A 15,917-nucleotide genomic window follows, 5' to 3' on the forward strand; every position below is an offset into this window, starting at 1 on the left:
GCAAATCCTTCCGCGCCTTGATACCCGCAACGGGCCTGGACGGAAAGCCAAGCTTTTCGCAAGGGTAATTCAAGGAGGCGCCAAGGACTTCCCGGCGGCGGGGCGGCATTCTGGCTTCACGTCGACGGCAAGGGTTGCGGTCGGGAAAGCGGAGAGAAGCCATGAAGATCGTTGTGATCGGAGGCACCGGCCTCATCGGCGCGAAGCTCGTGACCGACCTGAAGCGGCGCGGCCATGCGGTGCTCGCGGCCTCGCCGAACACCGGCGTCAACACCATCACCCGCGAGGGCCTGTCGGCGGCGCTGGATGCGGCCGAGGTCGTGGTCGACGTCGCCAACGCCCCCGTCTGGGAGGACCAGGCGGTCCTCGACTTCTTCGAGACCTCCGGCCGCAATCTCCTGGCAGCGGAAGCGGCCGCGGGCGTGCGCCACCATGTCGCCCTGTCGATCGTCGGCAGCGAAAGGTTGCCGCACAACGGCTATTTCCGGGCGAAGGTCGCGCAGGAGAACCTCATCAAGGCGTCGGGCATCGCCTATACGATCGTGCGCGCCACGCAGTTCTTCGAATTCGTCGACGGCATCGCCCGGTCGGCGACGATCGGAAACGAGATCCGCCTGTCGCCGGCGCTGATCCAGCCGATGGCCTCCGACGACGTCGTCGCGGCCCTTGCCGAGGTGGCGCTCGCCCCGCCCGTCAACGGCACCGTCGAGGTCGCCGGCCCCGAGGCCCTGCCGCTCGACGAACTCGTCCGGCGCTTCCTGCGAGGAACCGGGGACCCGCGAACGGTGGTGGCCGACATCCGCGCCCGCTATTTCGGCGGCCTGCTTTCCGATCGCTCGCTCACGCCGGGGGACGACGCACGTATCGGCACGGTCGGCTTCGATGCCTGGCTTGCGCGCGAGCGCGCCCGGCTGGCCGTCTCCTAGGGCGACCCTTCCACGGAAATCCAACTATCCCGGCAACGCCCTGGAGGCCGTCATGGCACATATGAACAAGAGGAAGATGATCGGCCTGGCGCTGTGCCTTTGCGCGGTCGTCGTCGTGGGCGCGGGCTGGGCCCGGGCGCATCTCGGCGAAGGGGCGGCGACCGACAACGCCTATGTCCGCGGCGACGTCACTGCTCTCGCCCCGAAGATCGGGGGCTACATCACGGCGGTGGACGTGCAGGACAACCAGGCCGTCGAGGCCGGCGACATCCTGTTTCGCATCGACGACCGGGACTATCGCGCCAAGCTGGCGCAGGCGCTGGCCAATGTCGAGGCGGCAAAGGCGCGCCTTGCCAATGTCGATGCCGAGGTGGACCTGCAGCACGCCCTCATCCGCCAGGCCGAGGCCCAGAAGCGGGCCGCCGAGGCGGAGGTGACCCTGGCCGGCAAGGCCGTCGACCGCCACCGCACCCTCAGCCGCAGCAACGCCGTCAGCCAGGCCAAGCTCGACGAGAGCGAGGCGGCGCGCTCGCGGGCCGAGGCGGGCGTTTCCGCCGCGTCCGCGACGCTGGAGGCGCAGGTGCAGCGCATCGCGGTGCTCGCCGCCCAGCGCGGCGCGGCGGCCGCCGCCCTGGCGCAGGCCGAGGCCGCCTGCGACCTCGCCGAGATCGACCTTGCCGGAACGCTGGTGCGCGCGCCCGTGCGCGGCGTCGTCGGCAACCGCCAGGCGCGCGTCGGCCGGCTCGTCGCGCCGGGCACGCCCCTCCTGGATATCGTCCCGCTCGACGGCGTCTGGATCGTCGCGAACTTCAAGGAGACGCAGCTTGCGCGCATCGCGCTCGGCCAGGCCGTCCGCATCACCGTCGACAGCTATCCGGACACGGCGTTCGAGGGCGTCGTGGACAGTTTCGCGCCGGGCAGCGGCTCCTCCTTCAGCCTGCTGCCGGCCGACAACGCGACGGGCAACTTCGTGCGCGTCGTCCAGCGCGTTCCGGTGAAGATCCGGCTGGCCGGCAATCCGCTGCCCGGCCGCCTGGTGCCGGGCCTGTCGGCGCGGGTCGAGATCGACGCGGAGAGCGGGCCATGACGACGGCGGGCACCCTCGCGCCGCCGGCCCGCCCGGCGGCGGCCCTCGGTTTCCTCGTCCTTGCGGGCATCGTGCTCGCCGCCCTCACCGAGGCGATAGCCGGCACGGTCCTGTCGCTCGGCCGCGGCGACATCATCGGCGATATCCATGCGACGCCGGACGAGTTCGCCCTGCTGGATGTCGGCTATACCGGCGCCAAGCTTACGGGGTTCCTGCTCGCCCCCTGGATGACGAGCCGGTTCGATCCGCGCGGCGTGCTCGTCGGCGCGACCTTCGCCATGGGCCTTGCCTGCGCCGTGGCGGCCCTCACGACCCGGCTCGACCTCCTGGTGGCGCTGCGGGTGGTGCAGGGCCTTTCCGGCGGCGTCCTGCTCGTCGCCGGGCAGGCCATCGTCTTCCTCGCCTTTCCCCGCTCGCGGCAGCCGGTGCTGCAGGCCCTGTTCGCGCTGGGGGCCGTCGTCGCCCCCGCGACGCTCGCGCCGGCCCTCCAGGGATGGCTGCTCGACAGCCAGTCCTGGACATGGATCTTCTCCAGTGTCCTTCCCCTGACGCTTTCGGCCTGCGGCCTTCTCCTCACAGGCGATTGCCCGGCGCCCGCCCGCGGCGCGATGCGCCGGTTCGACTGGATCGGCTTTCCGCTGGTCTCGATCGCGTTCTTCTGCCTCGCCTATGTCCTCAGCCAGGGCAGCCGGTGGGACTGGTTCGAGGCGCCGCGCATCCTGTGGCTGACGGTGACCGGCCTTGCCGCCCTGCTCGCCTTTCTCGGCCATCAGGTGGCGGAGCGGAAGGGCGGCCTGCTCGATTTCTCGCTGTTCCGGTCGAGCGAATTCTCCTTCGCCTTCATCGTCAGCTTCGTCGCCGGGGCGGCCCTGTTCGGCAGCGCCTTCCTCATTCCGGCCTTCGCCGTGTCGGCGCTCGCCTTCACGCCCACCGATGCCGGGCTTCTTCTCCTGCCGAGCGGCGCGCTGTTCGCCGCCGCGCTGTTCGCCGCCGCCTACCTCATGCAGGCCCGGGGCCTCGCCCCCTTCGCGACGGTGCCCCTCGGCATCCTGATGATCATGGCGGCCATGTGGATGCTGTCCGGCTCGAACGGCGACAGCGGCGCCGCGGACATGATGCCGGCAGTGCTCCTGCGCGGCCTCGGCCTCGGCTTGCTGTTCCTGTCGATCACGCTGATCGCGTTCGGCGGGCTTGGCGCCCGCAACCTCGCCGCCGGCATCGGCCTGTTCAGCGCCGGCCGCCAGCTCGGCGGCCTGATGGGTGTCGCCGCGCTCCAGACGATGATCGACCGCGATATCGCCGGCAATACCGCGGTGCTGGTGTCCGACGTGGCGCGGGGCGCGCCGGCGGCGATCGAGCGTCTGGCGACCGTGACCGCCGCGCTCGAGGCGAAGGGAATGGGGGCGGCCGCCGCCGGCCGGGCGGCGGTGGCGCTGACGGCCCGGGCGGTGTCGGGCCAGTCCGCCGTCATCGCCTTCGACACGGCCTTCAACGCCGTCGCGCTGCTCTTCCTCTTCGCAGCACCCGTTCTGGTCGCGTTCAAGGGGATCCTGTCGCGGCTTGCCAGGGCCGGTTGACGGCCGGCCTCAGCCGGAGATGCGCGCCAGCACGCGGTCCAGCGCCTCCCTGAGGGCGTCGGAGCCGCCCTCCGTGTCGAAATCCCGGAAGACGTGCTCGTTGAGGCCGCCCCTGGTGGCGAATTCGCGGCTCATCTCGATGAACGGGGCGTCCTTGCCGGCAAGGAGCGCGGTGTCGGCAAGGCCGGCGAAGAGCGGCGCCAGATAGGCGCGGCCCTTCTCCTCCGGCAGGCCCTTTTCCGCGAGCCATTCCGTCGTGCGGTGCATGATGCCGAAATAGGTGGCCATCAGGGCGCTGGCGGCGGCGAGGAGGTCGTATTCCGCTTTGGTCTCGCATTCCACGGCATTGCCGAGCACGTTGAAGAGCGCGGCCGTGTCCCTGTCCGGCGGATAGACGGCGGTGACGCCCTTGCGACGGGCGACGAAGGGCAGGGGGATTGCCTGCGAGAGGCGCACATCCGCGCCGATCCAGTCGGAGAGCGCTTCGCGGCCCGTGGCGGCGACGACGCTGATCACGCTCTGCCCGTCCCGGAACGTCAGGGGGCGGACGACTTCCTCCGCGATCTGCGGGCGGATCGCCAGCACGACCGTGTCGCAGCCGTCGACGATCGCCTGGTTGTCGCTGGAGACGAGCACCTGCGGAAAGTCGGCGGCAAGCGCTGCCGAAATATCCGCGCTGCGCTGGGAGACCATGACATGGGGCAGGGCGGCGGGCTTTGCGAGAAGGCCGCGCACCATGGCGTCGGTGATGGCGCCGGTTCCGATGAAGCCGATCTTCTGGGGGAGCGACATGGCTATTCCGCCGCCGCAAGGGGACCGAAGGCGACGTCGGTCGTGTAGTTCTCGCGCAGGAACGCGATGAAATTGTCCTGGAACTGCCGCGTATGGGCATGGGCCAGTTCGTCGGCGCGCTCGACGTTCTTCGCCCGGATCGCCTCCAGCATCAGGTCGTGCTCGTCGGTCAGGAGATAGCCGTCGCCGGTGCGCTCCAGATATTCGAAATGCAGGTGCAGCATGCGCTGGCCCTGGTTCAGGAGCCGCTCGTAGAAGGAGGCGAGATAGGCGTTCTTGCCGGCATAGGCGACGGCCATGTGGAACTGCTTGTTGGCCTCCGACATCTTCAGGTGCTGCCCGGTCTTCACCGCCGCCTCGAATTCCTTCTGGCGCCGCGCGATGATCTTCAGGTCCGCCTCCGTGCGCAGCGCGGCGGCAAGGCGCGTGTTCATGCGCTGGGCGACGTCGAGCGCCTCGACATATTTCGGGAAGCTCGCCACCTCGATGGGGGCGACGATGGTGCTGCGGTTGGAGAGCGTGACCACCAGCTCCTCGCCGGCCAGCCGGATCAGCGCCTCGCGGATCGGCGAGCGCGACATGGCGAAGCGTTCGGCCAGCGTCGTCTCGTCGAGCAGCTGGCCGGGCGGCAGGGCGAGCGCCAGGATCTCGTTGCGCAGCGTGTCGTACACGCTTTTCGAGCCCATGCCGCGCACCCGCTTCAATTCAATTTCCTCAGACACTTACGTCCCTTTCCGCATTTCGGGGCCATTGGGCCAGAAAAACCGGCGCGCAGCAATCGTAAAATTTCCGCTTGACTTTGTCGACACGCTGACGACATAAATTGATCAGTCGACACGGAGCCGACAGAAAAAGACCATAAAAACGGCCGCAGCCGACGGGTGGAACCGCGCTATCCAGCGCTTGAAAAAATGGGGATTGCACATGCTTTCGACTGTGATGACGTCCGCTCTGCGGGCGACGGCCGCGCTCGCCCTTGTGGCGGGGCTTTCGACGACGGCCGCCATGGCCCAGACCGCGGAAGGCTACTGGCAGGGTGTCCAGAAGAGCGGCGCGCTGCGCTGCGGCGCCGCCGTCGCCCCGCCCTATGTGATGCGCGATCCGGCGAGCGGCGAATATTCCGGCTTCTACGCCGACCTCTGCCGCGAATTCGCCGAGGTGCTGCAGGTCAAGCCGGAATTCGTCGATACGACCTGGGACAATATCGTGGCGGGCCTGCAGGCCGGCAAATGGGACGTGTCGCTGGCGCTGAACCGCACGCCGGCGCGCGCCATGGCGGTGCAGTTCTCCATCCCCGCCATGGAGTACCAGATCTCGCTCGCCTACAACAAGGACAACCCGAAGATCCCGGCCGGCGCGACCTCCGTCGCCGATATCGACAAGGCCGACGTCACGCTCGCCGTCATGTCCGGCACGGCGCAGGACAAGGCGATCTCCGCCGCGGTCAGGACCGCGTCGATCCTTCGCCTTCCCACAAACGACGAGACGCGCCTTGCCGTCGTCTCCCGCCGCGCCGACATCCTCGTCGACGCCTCCGACACCAACCAGCTCTTCACCCAGTCGAACCCGGACTGGGCAGTCGCGCTCAACCCGACGCCGGCGCTCGCCAAGCAGGGCGTCTCCTTCGGCCTGCCGCACCAGCTTTCCGCCGCCGATGTCGAGGTGGTGGACATCTTCCTGGAGGAGCGGGTGGCGACCGGCCATGTCGAGGCGCTGATCCGCAAGGCGGTCGACCAGGTCCTCAAGGCCGGCAACTGAGGCCGGGAACCGAACCATGCCGGAGCCGCCCGCGCGGCGGCTCCGCTTCCTGTCTCACGGAGGAGAGTTTGCCCGATGCCCGATAGCGCCCCGCTGGTTAGGATCGAAGGACTGCACAAGAGCTACGGCGGCGTCGTCAAGGTGCTGCAGGGCCTCGATATCGAGATGAAGGCGGGCGACCGCGTCGTCGTCATCGGCCCGTCCGGCGGCGGCAAGTCCACGCTCCTGCGGGTGCTGATGGGGCTGGAGCAGATCGACAGCGGCTCCGTCTCCTTCGCCGGCAAGCCCTACATCTTTGCCGAGGGCCGCAGGACCGCGATCGACGCGAAGGTCCGGCGCTCGATCGGCATGGTCTTCCAGCACTATACGCTATTTCCCCACCTCTCCGTCATCGGCAACCTCGTCCTGGCGCCGATGAAGGTGCGGGGCGAGAAGAGGGCCGCGGCCGAGGAACGGGCCATGGCGCTCCTCACGCGCTTCGGCCTCGCCCAGAAGGCGCGTTCCTACCCGGCCCAGCTCTCCGGCGGCCAGAAGCAGCGCGTCGCCATCGCCCGCGCGCTGATGCTCGATCCCAAGCTCATGCTGTTCGATGAGGTGACGTCGGCGCTCGATCCGGAACTGGTGGGCGAGGTCGAGCAGGTCATTCTGCAGCTCGCCGAGCAGCAGATGCCGATGGTCATCGTCACCCACGACATGTGGTTCGCCAAGAACATCGCCTCGCGCGTCATCTTCTGCGCCGGCGGCGTCGTCGTCGAGGACGGCCCGCCCGAACAGGTGCTCGGCTCGCCGAAGGAGGAGCGCACGCGCGAATTCATCGAGCGGGTGTTCCACATCCGGCATTGAGGGGCGGGCCATGACCTACAGTTTCGACTTCGCATCCGTCTTCCGCAATCTCGGGCCCCTCTGGGACGGCCTCCTCGTCACGATCCAGCTCACCGTCGCGGCCAATGCCATCGGGCTGACGCTCGGCTTCGCGCTGGCGCTGCTCGTCATGAGCCGCTGGGCGGCGATCCGCCTGCCGGTCATGCTGTTCATCGAGTTCTTCCGCTGCACGCCGGCCATCATCCAGATCGTCTGGTTCTTCTATTGCGTGCCCATGCTGTTCAACGTCTTCCTCGGCTCGGTGACGATGGGCATCCTAGCGCTCGGCCTCAACCTGGCGGCCTTCAATGCGGAAGCCTACCGCGCTTCCATCCAGGCCGTTCCGAGGGAACAGCTCGATGCCGGCGTGGCGCTCGGCCTGAGCCCGTTCCAGCGGATTCTCTACATCGTTCTACCGACGGCGGTCCGCAATTCGATCCCGGTCCTGCTGACCAACGGGATCGGTATCTTCCAGCAAAGCGCGCTGGTCGCCATCGTCGCCGTGCAGGACCTGATGTACCAGGGCAAGACGCTCGCCACGCAGACATACCGCCCGATCGAGACCTTCACCATCGTCGCGCTCGTCTATTTCGCCGTGTCGTTCCCGGTCTCGCAGATCGTCGGCTATCTGGAACGCCGCCGCGAAGCGCTGGCGAACTGAGGAGAGACCGATGACCTTCAATTTCGCGATCGTGCTCAAATTCCAGGACGCGCTGCTGCTCGGCCTGTGGACCACGCTCAAGCTGACCCTGATCTGCATCGTGCTCGGCTGCATCCTCGGCTTCCTTCTGGCGCTCGCCCGGACCTCGAAGAGCGCCATCCTGCGGGGCGTTTCCAGCGTCTATGTGGAGTTCTTCCGCGGCACGCCCGTGCTCGTGCAACTGTTCTGGATCTTCTTCTGCCTGCCGCTGGTCCTCGGCGTCGAACTCTCCAACATGGCGTCCGGCGTGATCGCGTTGACGCTCTATATGGGCGCGATCAGCAGCGAAACGTTCCGCGCCTCGCTGAAATCCGTCGGGCGCGAGCAGCTGGACGCCTGCGTGGCGCTCGGGCTTTCGCCCTGGGCACGAACGACCAGCGTCGTCCTTCCGCAAGCCGTGCTGCGCGCCGCGCCGACGCTTCTGTCCAACTGCGTCAGCCTGTTCAAGGAAAGCGCGCTCGTCTCGGCCGTCGGCATGGCCGACCTCATGTTCGTCGGCCAGAACATCTCCAACAACACGGCCCGCCCCATCGAGGTGCTGACCGTCGTCGCCCTCATCTACTTCGCCATCGCCTTCCCGCTGACGCGCGCCGTCACGGTCGTCGAACAACGTATTCTCAAGCGGCTGGCCGTCTGACGTGTCCGCCATCAGAACCCTCGAATGGAGATCCCCATGAAACTGTCCGGCGTCATGCCCGCCCTCGTCACCCCCTTCGATGCCGCAGGCCGGGTCGATTTCAAGGCGTTCGAAAAGCTGCTCGTCCACCTGCGTGAGGCCGGGGTCACCGGCTGGGTGCCGAACGGCTCGACCGGCGAATATTTCAGCCAGTCGACCGAGGAGCGCCGCGACGTGCTCCAGTTCGTCAAGGACTTCGCCCGGCCCGGCGAAATCCTGATCGCCGGCACCAACGCGCCCGCCACGCGCGAGGTCGTCGAGCAGACGGCGCTCGCAAAGGACATCGGCTACGACACGGTCCTTCTGGCGCCGCCCTTCTACACCCGCCCGACCCAGGAAGAGCTGATCAGGCACTATGAAGCGGTGCTTGCCGCCGTCGACGTCGATCTCGTGCTCTACAGCTATCCCGCCAAGGACGGCTCGGACATCAGCTTCGACCTGATGGACCATTTCGCCGACAATCCGCGCGTCATCGGCATCAAGGAAAGCTCGGGCGTGCTGCAACGCGCGATCGACATCGCCAGCCGCTACGAGGGCCGCATCCAGCTCGTTTCCGGCTCGGACGACATCGCGCTCGATTTCATGTTCTGGGGCGCGGAAAGCTGGATCTGCGGTCCGGCGAACTGCATGGCCAAGGCCTGCTGCGATCTCGACCGCGCCTACAGGTCCGGCGATCTCGGCAAGGCGCGCGAGATGATGAAGACGCTCTACCGGGCGATGAACATCCTCGAATCCGGCAAGTTCGTGCAGAAGATCAAGTATGGCTGCGAATTGCAGGGCCTGCCGGTCGGCGAATGCCGCGCGCCGCTCGGTCCCCTGACGGACGCGGAGAAGGCGGAGTTCCGCGCCGCCATGCAGCCGATCCTCAGCTGGTAGGCCGGTCCTCGGATCGAACGGGAGGAAACGGCATGACCACGGTCGTGATCGGCGCGGGCATCATCGGCACGGCCATCGCCTACGAACTGCAAAAGCGCGGGCGACGGGTCGTGCTCGTCGAGCGGGACGCGGTGGGGCGCGGCGCGTCCTACGGCAACATGGCCTCGATCGCCGTGACCGAGTTCATGCCCGCCTCGCGCCCGTCGGTCTGGCGGCAGATCCCCGGCTGGATGCTCGATCCGGAAGGGCCGGTGCGGGTTCGCCCGGCCTATATGCCCAAGCTCCTGCCCTGGTTCGCCCGCTTCGTCGCTGCGTCACGGCCAGGCAAGCTGCGCCGGCTGGAGGCCGAGGGCGCGGCGCTCTGCAAGCGCGTCTATGACGACCTGCTGCCCTTGCTGCGGGAAACGGGCCTCGAAGGCGAGCTGACGGAGGAGGGCTGCCTCTCGCTCTACAGGGACGAGGCGGAGTTCCGCGCCGACCGCGAGCATATCGGGATCCTCGAACGCTTCGGCTTCGCGCACCGCCGCCTGACGGGAGAGGAGGCGCGGGAGCTGGAGCCGGAACTGTCGGACAGCATCGGCCTTGCCGTGCTCTTCCCGCAGAACCGCAGCCTGCGCGACCCTTTCCGGCTGGTGACCGCTCTTGCCGACCGCTTCGCCGCGCTCGGCGGCGAGATCCGCCGCGGCGCCGTCGCCGGCTTCGACCGGTCGGGCCGCATCACCGCCGTCCGGCTCGCCGGGGGCGATTCCATTGCCGCCGACGCGGTGGTGATCGCGGCCGGCGCCCATAGCGGGCTCCTTTCGAAGATGCTGGGCGAGCCGATGCCGCTCGAAACCGAGCGCGGCTATCATACGCAGATCATGGCGCCGGGCATTTCCATGCGCCATTCGATCATCTGGCCGGCCCGCGCCTTCATGGTCACGCCGACGGCGGGCGGCATCCGCGTCGGCGGCACGGTGGAGATGGCCGGCCTCGATGCGCCGCCGGACTATCGCCGCTCGAAGATCACCGTGCGGCGGGCGCAGGCGGCCCTGCCGAACCTGCGCTGCGAGGATTTTTCCGAATGGATGGGCCATCGCCCGGCCTTGCCGGATACCGTCCCGGTCATGTCGGCCTCGGCGAAGGTGCCGGGCGTCTTCTACGCCACCGGCCACGGCCATCTCGGCGTCACCTATGCCGCGACGACCGCCCGCCTGATGGGCGACCTGATCACCGGCGCCACACCGCCCCTTGACATGCGCCCCTACCGCATCGACCGCTTTTGAATCCCATGTGAGGACACCATGCAGAACACGCTTTTCATCGATGGAAAATGGGTCGCCCCGGCCGACGGCGCCATGCTTCCGGTGATCGATCCGGCGACGGAAGAGGTCTTCCACCACATCGCCGCCGCCGGCGCGGCAGACGCCGAGGCAGCCGTGAAGGCAGCCCGCGAAGCCTTCGACAACGGCCCCTGGCCGCGCCTTTCCGGCAGGGAGCGCGCGACATATCTCCGCGCCATGGCTGAGGGCATCCGTGATCGCCTGCCGGAACTGGCGCGGCTGGAGACCCGCGACAACGGCAAGCCGCTGCCCGAATCCGAATGGGACCTGGCGGATGCCGCCGGCTGCTTCGATTTCTATGCCGATCTCGCCGAGGAACTGGACGGCGAGGTCGAAGAGGTGAAGCTTGCCGATGCGCGCTTCGTCTCCAGGGCCGTGCGCGAGCCGCTCGGTGTGGCTGTCGCCATCGTGCCGTGGAACTATCCGCTGCTGATGGCTTCCTGGAAGGTCGCGCCGGCGCTCGCGGCCGGCTGCACGATGATCCTGAAGCCCGCCGAGACCACCTCGCTGACGGCGCTGGAACTCGGGCGCATCGCCGAGGCCGCGGGCCTGCCGAAAGGCGTGCTGAACGTGCTTTCCGGCAAGGGCTCGGTCGTCGGGCAGGCGCTGGTCGAGCACCCCGCGGTCGACAAGGTCGCCTTCACCGGCTCCGGCCCGGTCGGTTCGCGCATCATGGCGGCGGGCGCGAAGGACATCAAGCGCATCAGCCTGGAACTCGGCGGCAAGTCGCCCTTCGTCGTCTTCGCCGACAGCGATATCGACAAGGCCGTCGAATGGATCATGTTCGGCATCTTCTGGAACCAGGGCCAGGTCTGCTCGGCCACCTCGCGCGTGCTGGTGGAGGCCCCGCTCTATCGGAAGCTGCTGGAGCGGCTGATCGAGGAGGCGGGGAAGATCAGAATGGGCAACGGCCTCGACGCGGGCACGCTACTCGGCCCGCTCGTCAACAGGGGCCAGTACGAGGACGTGCTGCGCCACATCGACCGCGCCGTCGAGCAGGGCGCGACCGTCGCCTGCGGCGGCCGCCACGACGGCTTCGACAAGGGCTTCTGGGTCGCCCCGACCATCCTCACCGACATGGCGCTCGACAGCGACGCCTGGGTCGAGGAGATCTTCGGCCCCGTCGTGTGCATCCACCCCTTCGAGACGGAGGAGGAGGCGATCCGGCTTGCCAACGATTCCCGCTTCGGCCTCGCCGCCGCCGTCATGTCGGCGGACGACGCGCGCTGCGAGCGCGTGGCAAAGGCCTTCCGCGCCGGCATCGTCTGGATCAACTGCTCGCAGCCGACCTTCACCGAGGCGCCCTGGGGCGGCTACAAGCAGTCCGGCATCGGCCGCGAACTCGGCCGCTGGGGCCTCGACAACTATCTGGAGACGAAGCAGATCACCCGCCTCGTCAGCGAGGAGCCGTGGGGATGGTATCTGAAATGACCTTCGACAAGGCGCTCGATATCCTGCTCGTCCATTGCCAGGGCGAGAGCGGCAATGTTCTTCTCGCTGGTGCGCCCGACATTCCGGGTGCAACCATCCTCGACAAGATGAACCACCTCAACGACGTGGACCCCTCGCTGCGTCTCTTTCTGACGCGCGAGCCGCGCGCGCAGGTCGTGCATACGACGAACCTGCTTTTAGCCCCGACCCGGCCGGATGCCGATGCGGCCTTCATCGTGCTGCAGCCGGACCGCGCCCATCCGATGTCCGGCTCCAACTGCATCTGCGTGGTGACGGCGCTGCTGGAGAGCGGCCGCGTGGCGATGACGGAGCCGGAAACGGTCGTGCGGCTGGATACGGCGGCCGGGCTGATCGTCGCTCGCGCCCGCTGCGAAGGCGGGCGCTGCCTGTCGGTCAGCCTCGACAACGTCCCGGCCTTCGTTCATGCGCTGGACGTTACGATCGACACGCCGGAATGGGGCATGATCACCGGCGACATCGCCTTCGGCGGCGTGTTCTATGCGCAGGTCGACGTTGATCAGGTGGGGCTGCGCATCGTGCCGGAGGCGGCCCGTGCGCTTGCCGAGGCGGGCACCGATATCAAGGCGCTGCTGGCCGGGCAGGTCGAGGTCGGGCTTCCGGAAATCCCCGGCCTCGACGGGATCGCCTATGTCATGTTCCGCGAGTACCAGCCGGACGGCTCGGTCCTCACCTGCACGACGCTGAAGCCCGGCCGGGTGGATCGCTCGCCCTGCGGCACGGGCTCCTCGGCCAATCTGGCGATCCTCCATGCGCGGGGCCGCGCGAAGACCGGCGACAGTCGCGTCTCGCGCAGCATCATCGGCGGCGAGTTCACCGCCGAGATCCTCGGGGAGACCACGGTCGGCGGCCGCCCCGCCGTTCTGCCGCGCATTACCGGCCGGGGCTATGTCTTCGGCCGCCAGCAATTGCGGCTCGATCCGCAGGATCCGTTCGGGGTAGGCTTCGCCCTGTCGGATACCTGGGGGCCGCAGGTGGGGGACCTATGAGACTGTCGGGACAATCCATCCTCGTCACCGGCGCGACGGGCGCCATCGGGCAGGCGATCTGCCGGGCGCTCGTGGTGGAGGGGGCGAGCGTCGTCGTCCATTACGGCCGCAACCGCGCTGCCGCCGAGGCGCTGGTGAAGGCGCTGGACGGCAGGGGCCGGGCGGTATCGGCCGACCTGTCCGACCCGGCCGGGCCCGAAAGGCTGTGGGAGGGGGCGCTTGCCGCCGCCGGCCGGCTGACCGGCCTCGTCAACAATGCCGGCATCCGCTCCGAGGTCGCCATCGATGCGCCGATGGCGGAATGGCAGCGCGTCTGGGCGCGCGAGATGCGCGTCAATTTCCTCTCGGCGGTCGATCTGTCGAAGCTCGCCATCGAGCATTTCCGCGCGAATGGCGGCGGGCGGATCGTCAATATGGCGAGCCGCGCCGGCCAGCGCGGCTATACGTCCGGCGCCATGGCCTACGGCGCCTCGAAGGCCGCGCTGATCAACCTCACCAAATCCATCGCGCAGAGCCACGGGCACGAGGGCGTCACCGCCGTCGCGCTCGCGCCCGGCTGGGTGCGCACCGAAATGGCCGAAGCCTATATCGCCGAGCACGGCGAGGCGGCGGCCCTTGCCGGCATCCCCATCGCCCGGATGGCCGACCCGCAGGAAATCGGCGAGATCACCGCCTTCGCCTTCCGTCCCTCGCAGGCCTCGCTGAACGGCGCGGTGCTGGACGTGAACGGCGGCAGCTACATGAGGTAAATTCCCATGCGTTTCAAGGACAAGGTCGTCATCGTCACCGGGGCTGCCGGCGGCATCGGGCGCGCGATCAGCGCCCGTTTCGCCGCCGAGGGCGCTGAGGTCGTCGTCACCGACATGAACGGCGAGGGCGCCGAGGCGACCGCCGCGCAGATCGTTGCCGAAGGCGGCAGGGCGCGCGCCTTCGCCAGCGACATCTCGGCCGCCGAAGGCTGCCGGGCGATCGTCGAGAGCGTCATCGCCACCGAAGGGCGCATCGACGTCCTGTGCAACAATGCCGGCATCAACCGCCGCGGCAACCTCCTGGCGCTGACGCCGGAGGACTGGCGCCTCAGCTTCGCGGTCAATGTCGACGCGATGTTCCACCTCTGCCAGGCGGCGCTGCCGCACATGGTGGCGGCGGGCGGCGGCGCCATCGTCAACACCGCCTCGCAATGGGGGCTTCATCCCGCGCCCGACCACATCGCCTACAATGTCACGAAGGCGGCGGTGGCAAGCTTCACGCAGAACCTTGCCCGCGACTACGCGCCGGACGGGATCCGCGTCAATGCCGTCTGCCCGGGCGAGATCCACACGCCCATGCTGGAGGCCGGGGTGAGGCGTTCGGGCCGCACCATCGCCGATCTCGACAGGCTGGTGCCCTTCGGCCGCATCGGCAGGCCGGAGGAGGTCGCCGCTCTGGTGGCTTTTCTTGCATCCGACGAGGCCGCGTTCATGTGCGGCTCGCTGGTGGAGATCACGGGGGCGCAGGCGGTCGCCTGAGGGCGGCCGTCAGGAATGGCTGCGCAGGAAGCTCTTCACGGTCTTCACCACGCCCGCATCCGAGACCGAGTAGCCGGGCAGGGTGCCGACCGCGCGGCGGTATTCCGGCCCGCTGATGATGTCGATCAGCCGTTTGGTGACGTTGGAGCGAAGCACCGGCTCGCGACAGACGAAGAAATAGTCTTCCGTGACGATGTGGATGAAGTCGAGGTCGAACTGGACCGCCGCCGCCTCGACGCCGAAGCCGGCATCGGCCATGCCGCGGGCGACATGGGCTGCCACCGCCGCGTGTGTCAGCTCCACGTTCTGGTAGCCGGTGATGACGCGGCCGTCGATCTTCTCCTGCGTCAGGAGATGTTCCAGGAGGGTGCGGGTGCCCGAGCCGTGATCGCGGTTGACGAAGGTGATGCGCGGATCGCGCAGCGCGTCGAAACCGGTGATGGCCAGCGGATTGCCGCGCTTGACCATCAGCCCCATGTCGCGCGTCACGAAGCCGATGACGCGGAACACGTCCGGATCGAGCCAGGCCTTGAAGGCCGTGGCGGCGCGGCGGCGCAGCGCATCGTGCGGCAGGTGGATGGCGGCGAGCTCGCATTCCTTCGCCATCAATGAATCCAGCGAGGCCTGGTTGGTCATGTAGCGCAGGTCGACGCCGAGATCGGGCTCGAGCAGCAGGAATTCCCGCAGCTTCGCGATGGCGAAGCCGTGGCTGGCGTGGATGCGGATCGACGGCGGCACCCGCGGCAGGAGGCTCGCCAGCTCCATCTCCAGTTCCTGCGCGATATTGTGCAATTGCGGGTCGAGGCGCGCCTTCAGGTGCTGCTCGGCCCATACCAGCTTGCCGCCGAGCGCGGTCAGCTGCGTGCCCTTGCCCCGGTGGCGCTCCACCAGCGGCTCGCCGAAGAAGGACGACCATTTGTCGACGAGGTTCCAGGCGTGCCGATAGGACATGCCGGCATTGACGGCGGCGGTCGCAAGCGTTCCCGATGCCTGGATCTCGCTCAGAAAGCTCAGCAGGACGCGCATCGAATGCGGGGAGCGATCGTTGGTGAAATGCCACGTCGGCTCGATGTTTATTCTTACCATTCGGGTATCACCCCGGCGCGAAGGCACCTGACGGGTCTATCTGACAGGCTCCCGCGCCGGTCGTCAACCGGAACGCGGATGAAACCGGCGGTCGCGGCACGCCGCTCCACCGGGAGGGCGGCCACGCGGAGAACCCTCGTGGCCGCCATGGCGCTACTGGAACAGCTTGGCTGCGTTGAGCAGCGTCTGCGAAATTCCCGCCAGCAGCGGGATGCCCACGAAGGCCCAGGCCAGGGCGATCACGAACGGGGGCGTCTTTCTGGTGTCGTCGCTCTGCATTGCGTATCCT

General features: G+C 68.3%; 17 protein-coding genes. 13 read left to right on the forward strand and 4 right to left on the reverse strand.

The genetic code is table 11. The features are described 5' to 3' along the window. The first annotated feature begins 161 nt into the window (after window positions 1–161). The 3 genes from AB3G45_RS29275 to AB3G45_RS29285 are packed head-to-tail and all read left to right on the forward strand — an operon-like array spanning window position 162 to window position 3,590. Complete coding sequence (locus tag AB3G45_RS29275; RefSeq protein ID WP_367834045.1) at window positions 162–926, forward strand: SDR family oxidoreductase; 765 nt, start codon at window positions 162–164, stop codon at window positions 924–926. A gap of 52 nt (window positions 927–978) precedes the next feature. Continuing rightward, window positions 979–2,013 (forward strand): HlyD family secretion protein, encoded by a 1,035-nt coding sequence (locus AB3G45_RS29280; protein ID WP_367834046.1) that lies wholly within the window; start codon window positions 979–981, stop codon window positions 2,011–2,013. Continuing rightward, window positions 2,010–3,590, forward strand: coding sequence for a DHA2 family efflux MFS transporter permease subunit (locus tag AB3G45_RS29285; protein WP_367834047.1), 1,581 nt, complete (start codon window positions 2,010–2,012; stop codon window positions 3,588–3,590). Before AB3G45_RS29280 ends, AB3G45_RS29285 begins: the two co-directional genes overlap by 4 nt. 9 nt (window positions 3,591–3,599) lie before the next feature. Here AB3G45_RS29285 and AB3G45_RS29290 read toward each other — a convergent pair whose 3' ends face one another. Then, entirely contained in the window at window positions 3,600–4,382 is a 783-nt protein-coding gene (locus AB3G45_RS29290) for a pyrroline-5-carboxylate reductase (RefSeq protein WP_367834048.1), read from the reverse strand. Between the two features lie 2 nt (window positions 4,383–4,384). Further along, window positions 4,385–5,104, reverse strand: coding sequence for a GntR family transcriptional regulator (locus AB3G45_RS29295; protein ID WP_367834049.1), 720 nt, complete (start codon window positions 5,102–5,104; stop codon window positions 4,385–4,387). 202 nt (window positions 5,105–5,306) lie between these two features. Here AB3G45_RS29295 and AB3G45_RS29300 point away from each other — a divergent pair, with 202 nt between their 5' ends. The 10 genes from AB3G45_RS29300 to AB3G45_RS29345 all read left to right on the forward strand — a co-directional run bounded on the left by AB3G45_RS29300 (window position 5,307) and on the right by AB3G45_RS29345 (window position 14,542). Continuing rightward, complete coding sequence (locus AB3G45_RS29300) at window positions 5,307–6,140, forward strand: substrate-binding periplasmic protein (protein ID WP_367834050.1); 834 nt, start codon at window positions 5,307–5,309, stop codon at window positions 6,138–6,140. 75 nt (window positions 6,141–6,215) lie between these two features. Then, window positions 6,216–6,983: an amino acid ABC transporter ATP-binding protein gene (locus AB3G45_RS29305; RefSeq protein WP_367834051.1), complete on the forward strand. Its 768-nt coding sequence runs from the start codon at window positions 6,216–6,218 to the stop codon at window positions 6,981–6,983. A gap of 10 nt (window positions 6,984–6,993) precedes the next feature. After that, window positions 6,994–7,662 (forward strand): amino acid ABC transporter permease, encoded by a 669-nt coding sequence (locus tag AB3G45_RS29310; RefSeq protein ID WP_367834052.1) that lies wholly within the window; start codon window positions 6,994–6,996, stop codon window positions 7,660–7,662. A 10-nt stretch (window positions 7,663–7,672) separates the two neighbouring features. Further along, window positions 7,673–8,338, forward strand: a complete 666-nt coding sequence (locus tag AB3G45_RS29315) for an amino acid ABC transporter permease (RefSeq protein ID WP_367834053.1) — start codon at window positions 7,673–7,675, stop codon at window positions 8,336–8,338. Window positions 8,339–8,374: 36 nt separating this feature from the next. Beyond that, window positions 8,375–9,253, forward strand: coding sequence for a dihydrodipicolinate synthase family protein (locus AB3G45_RS29320; RefSeq protein ID WP_367834054.1), 879 nt, complete (start codon window positions 8,375–8,377; stop codon window positions 9,251–9,253). A gap of 32 nt (window positions 9,254–9,285) precedes the next feature. Beyond that, complete coding sequence (locus AB3G45_RS29325; protein ID WP_367834055.1) at window positions 9,286–10,518, forward strand: NAD(P)/FAD-dependent oxidoreductase; 1,233 nt, start codon at window positions 9,286–9,288, stop codon at window positions 10,516–10,518. 18 nt (window positions 10,519–10,536) lie between these two features. After that, window positions 10,537–12,006, forward strand: a complete 1,470-nt coding sequence (locus AB3G45_RS29330) for an aldehyde dehydrogenase family protein (protein WP_367834056.1) — start codon at window positions 10,537–10,539, stop codon at window positions 12,004–12,006. Next, window positions 12,003–13,034 (forward strand): proline racemase family protein, encoded by a 1,032-nt coding sequence (locus AB3G45_RS29335; protein WP_367834099.1) that lies wholly within the window; start codon window positions 12,003–12,005, stop codon window positions 13,032–13,034. The genes AB3G45_RS29330 and AB3G45_RS29335 overlap by 4 nt, the downstream gene beginning before the upstream one ends. Beyond that, window positions 13,031–13,783, forward strand: a complete 753-nt coding sequence (locus AB3G45_RS29340; protein ID WP_367834057.1) for an SDR family NAD(P)-dependent oxidoreductase — start codon at window positions 13,031–13,033, stop codon at window positions 13,781–13,783. The genes AB3G45_RS29335 and AB3G45_RS29340 overlap by 4 nt, the downstream gene beginning before the upstream one ends. A gap of 6 nt (window positions 13,784–13,789) precedes the next feature. Then, entirely contained in the window at window positions 13,790–14,542 is a 753-nt protein-coding gene (locus AB3G45_RS29345) for an SDR family NAD(P)-dependent oxidoreductase (protein ID WP_367834058.1), read from the forward strand. A 9-nt stretch (window positions 14,543–14,551) separates the two neighbouring features. Here the strand turns inward: AB3G45_RS29345 and AB3G45_RS29350 are convergent, their stop codons facing one another. Together AB3G45_RS29350 and AB3G45_RS29355 are read right to left on the reverse strand one after the other, a co-directional pair. Beyond that, window positions 14,552–15,628, reverse strand: a complete 1,077-nt coding sequence (locus AB3G45_RS29350) for a substrate-binding domain-containing protein (RefSeq protein ID WP_367834059.1) — start codon at window positions 15,626–15,628, stop codon at window positions 14,552–14,554. 153 nt (window positions 15,629–15,781) lie between these two features. Further along, window positions 15,782–15,907, reverse strand: a complete 126-nt coding sequence (locus AB3G45_RS29355; RefSeq protein ID WP_367834060.1) for a hypothetical protein — start codon at window positions 15,905–15,907, stop codon at window positions 15,782–15,784. Window positions 15,908–15,917 lie beyond the last annotated feature (10 nt).

This window comes from Shinella sp. S4-D37 (genome assembly GCF_040812195.1).
In the GTDB taxonomy this organism is placed as follows: domain Bacteria; phylum Pseudomonadota; class Alphaproteobacteria; order Rhizobiales; family Rhizobiaceae; genus Shinella.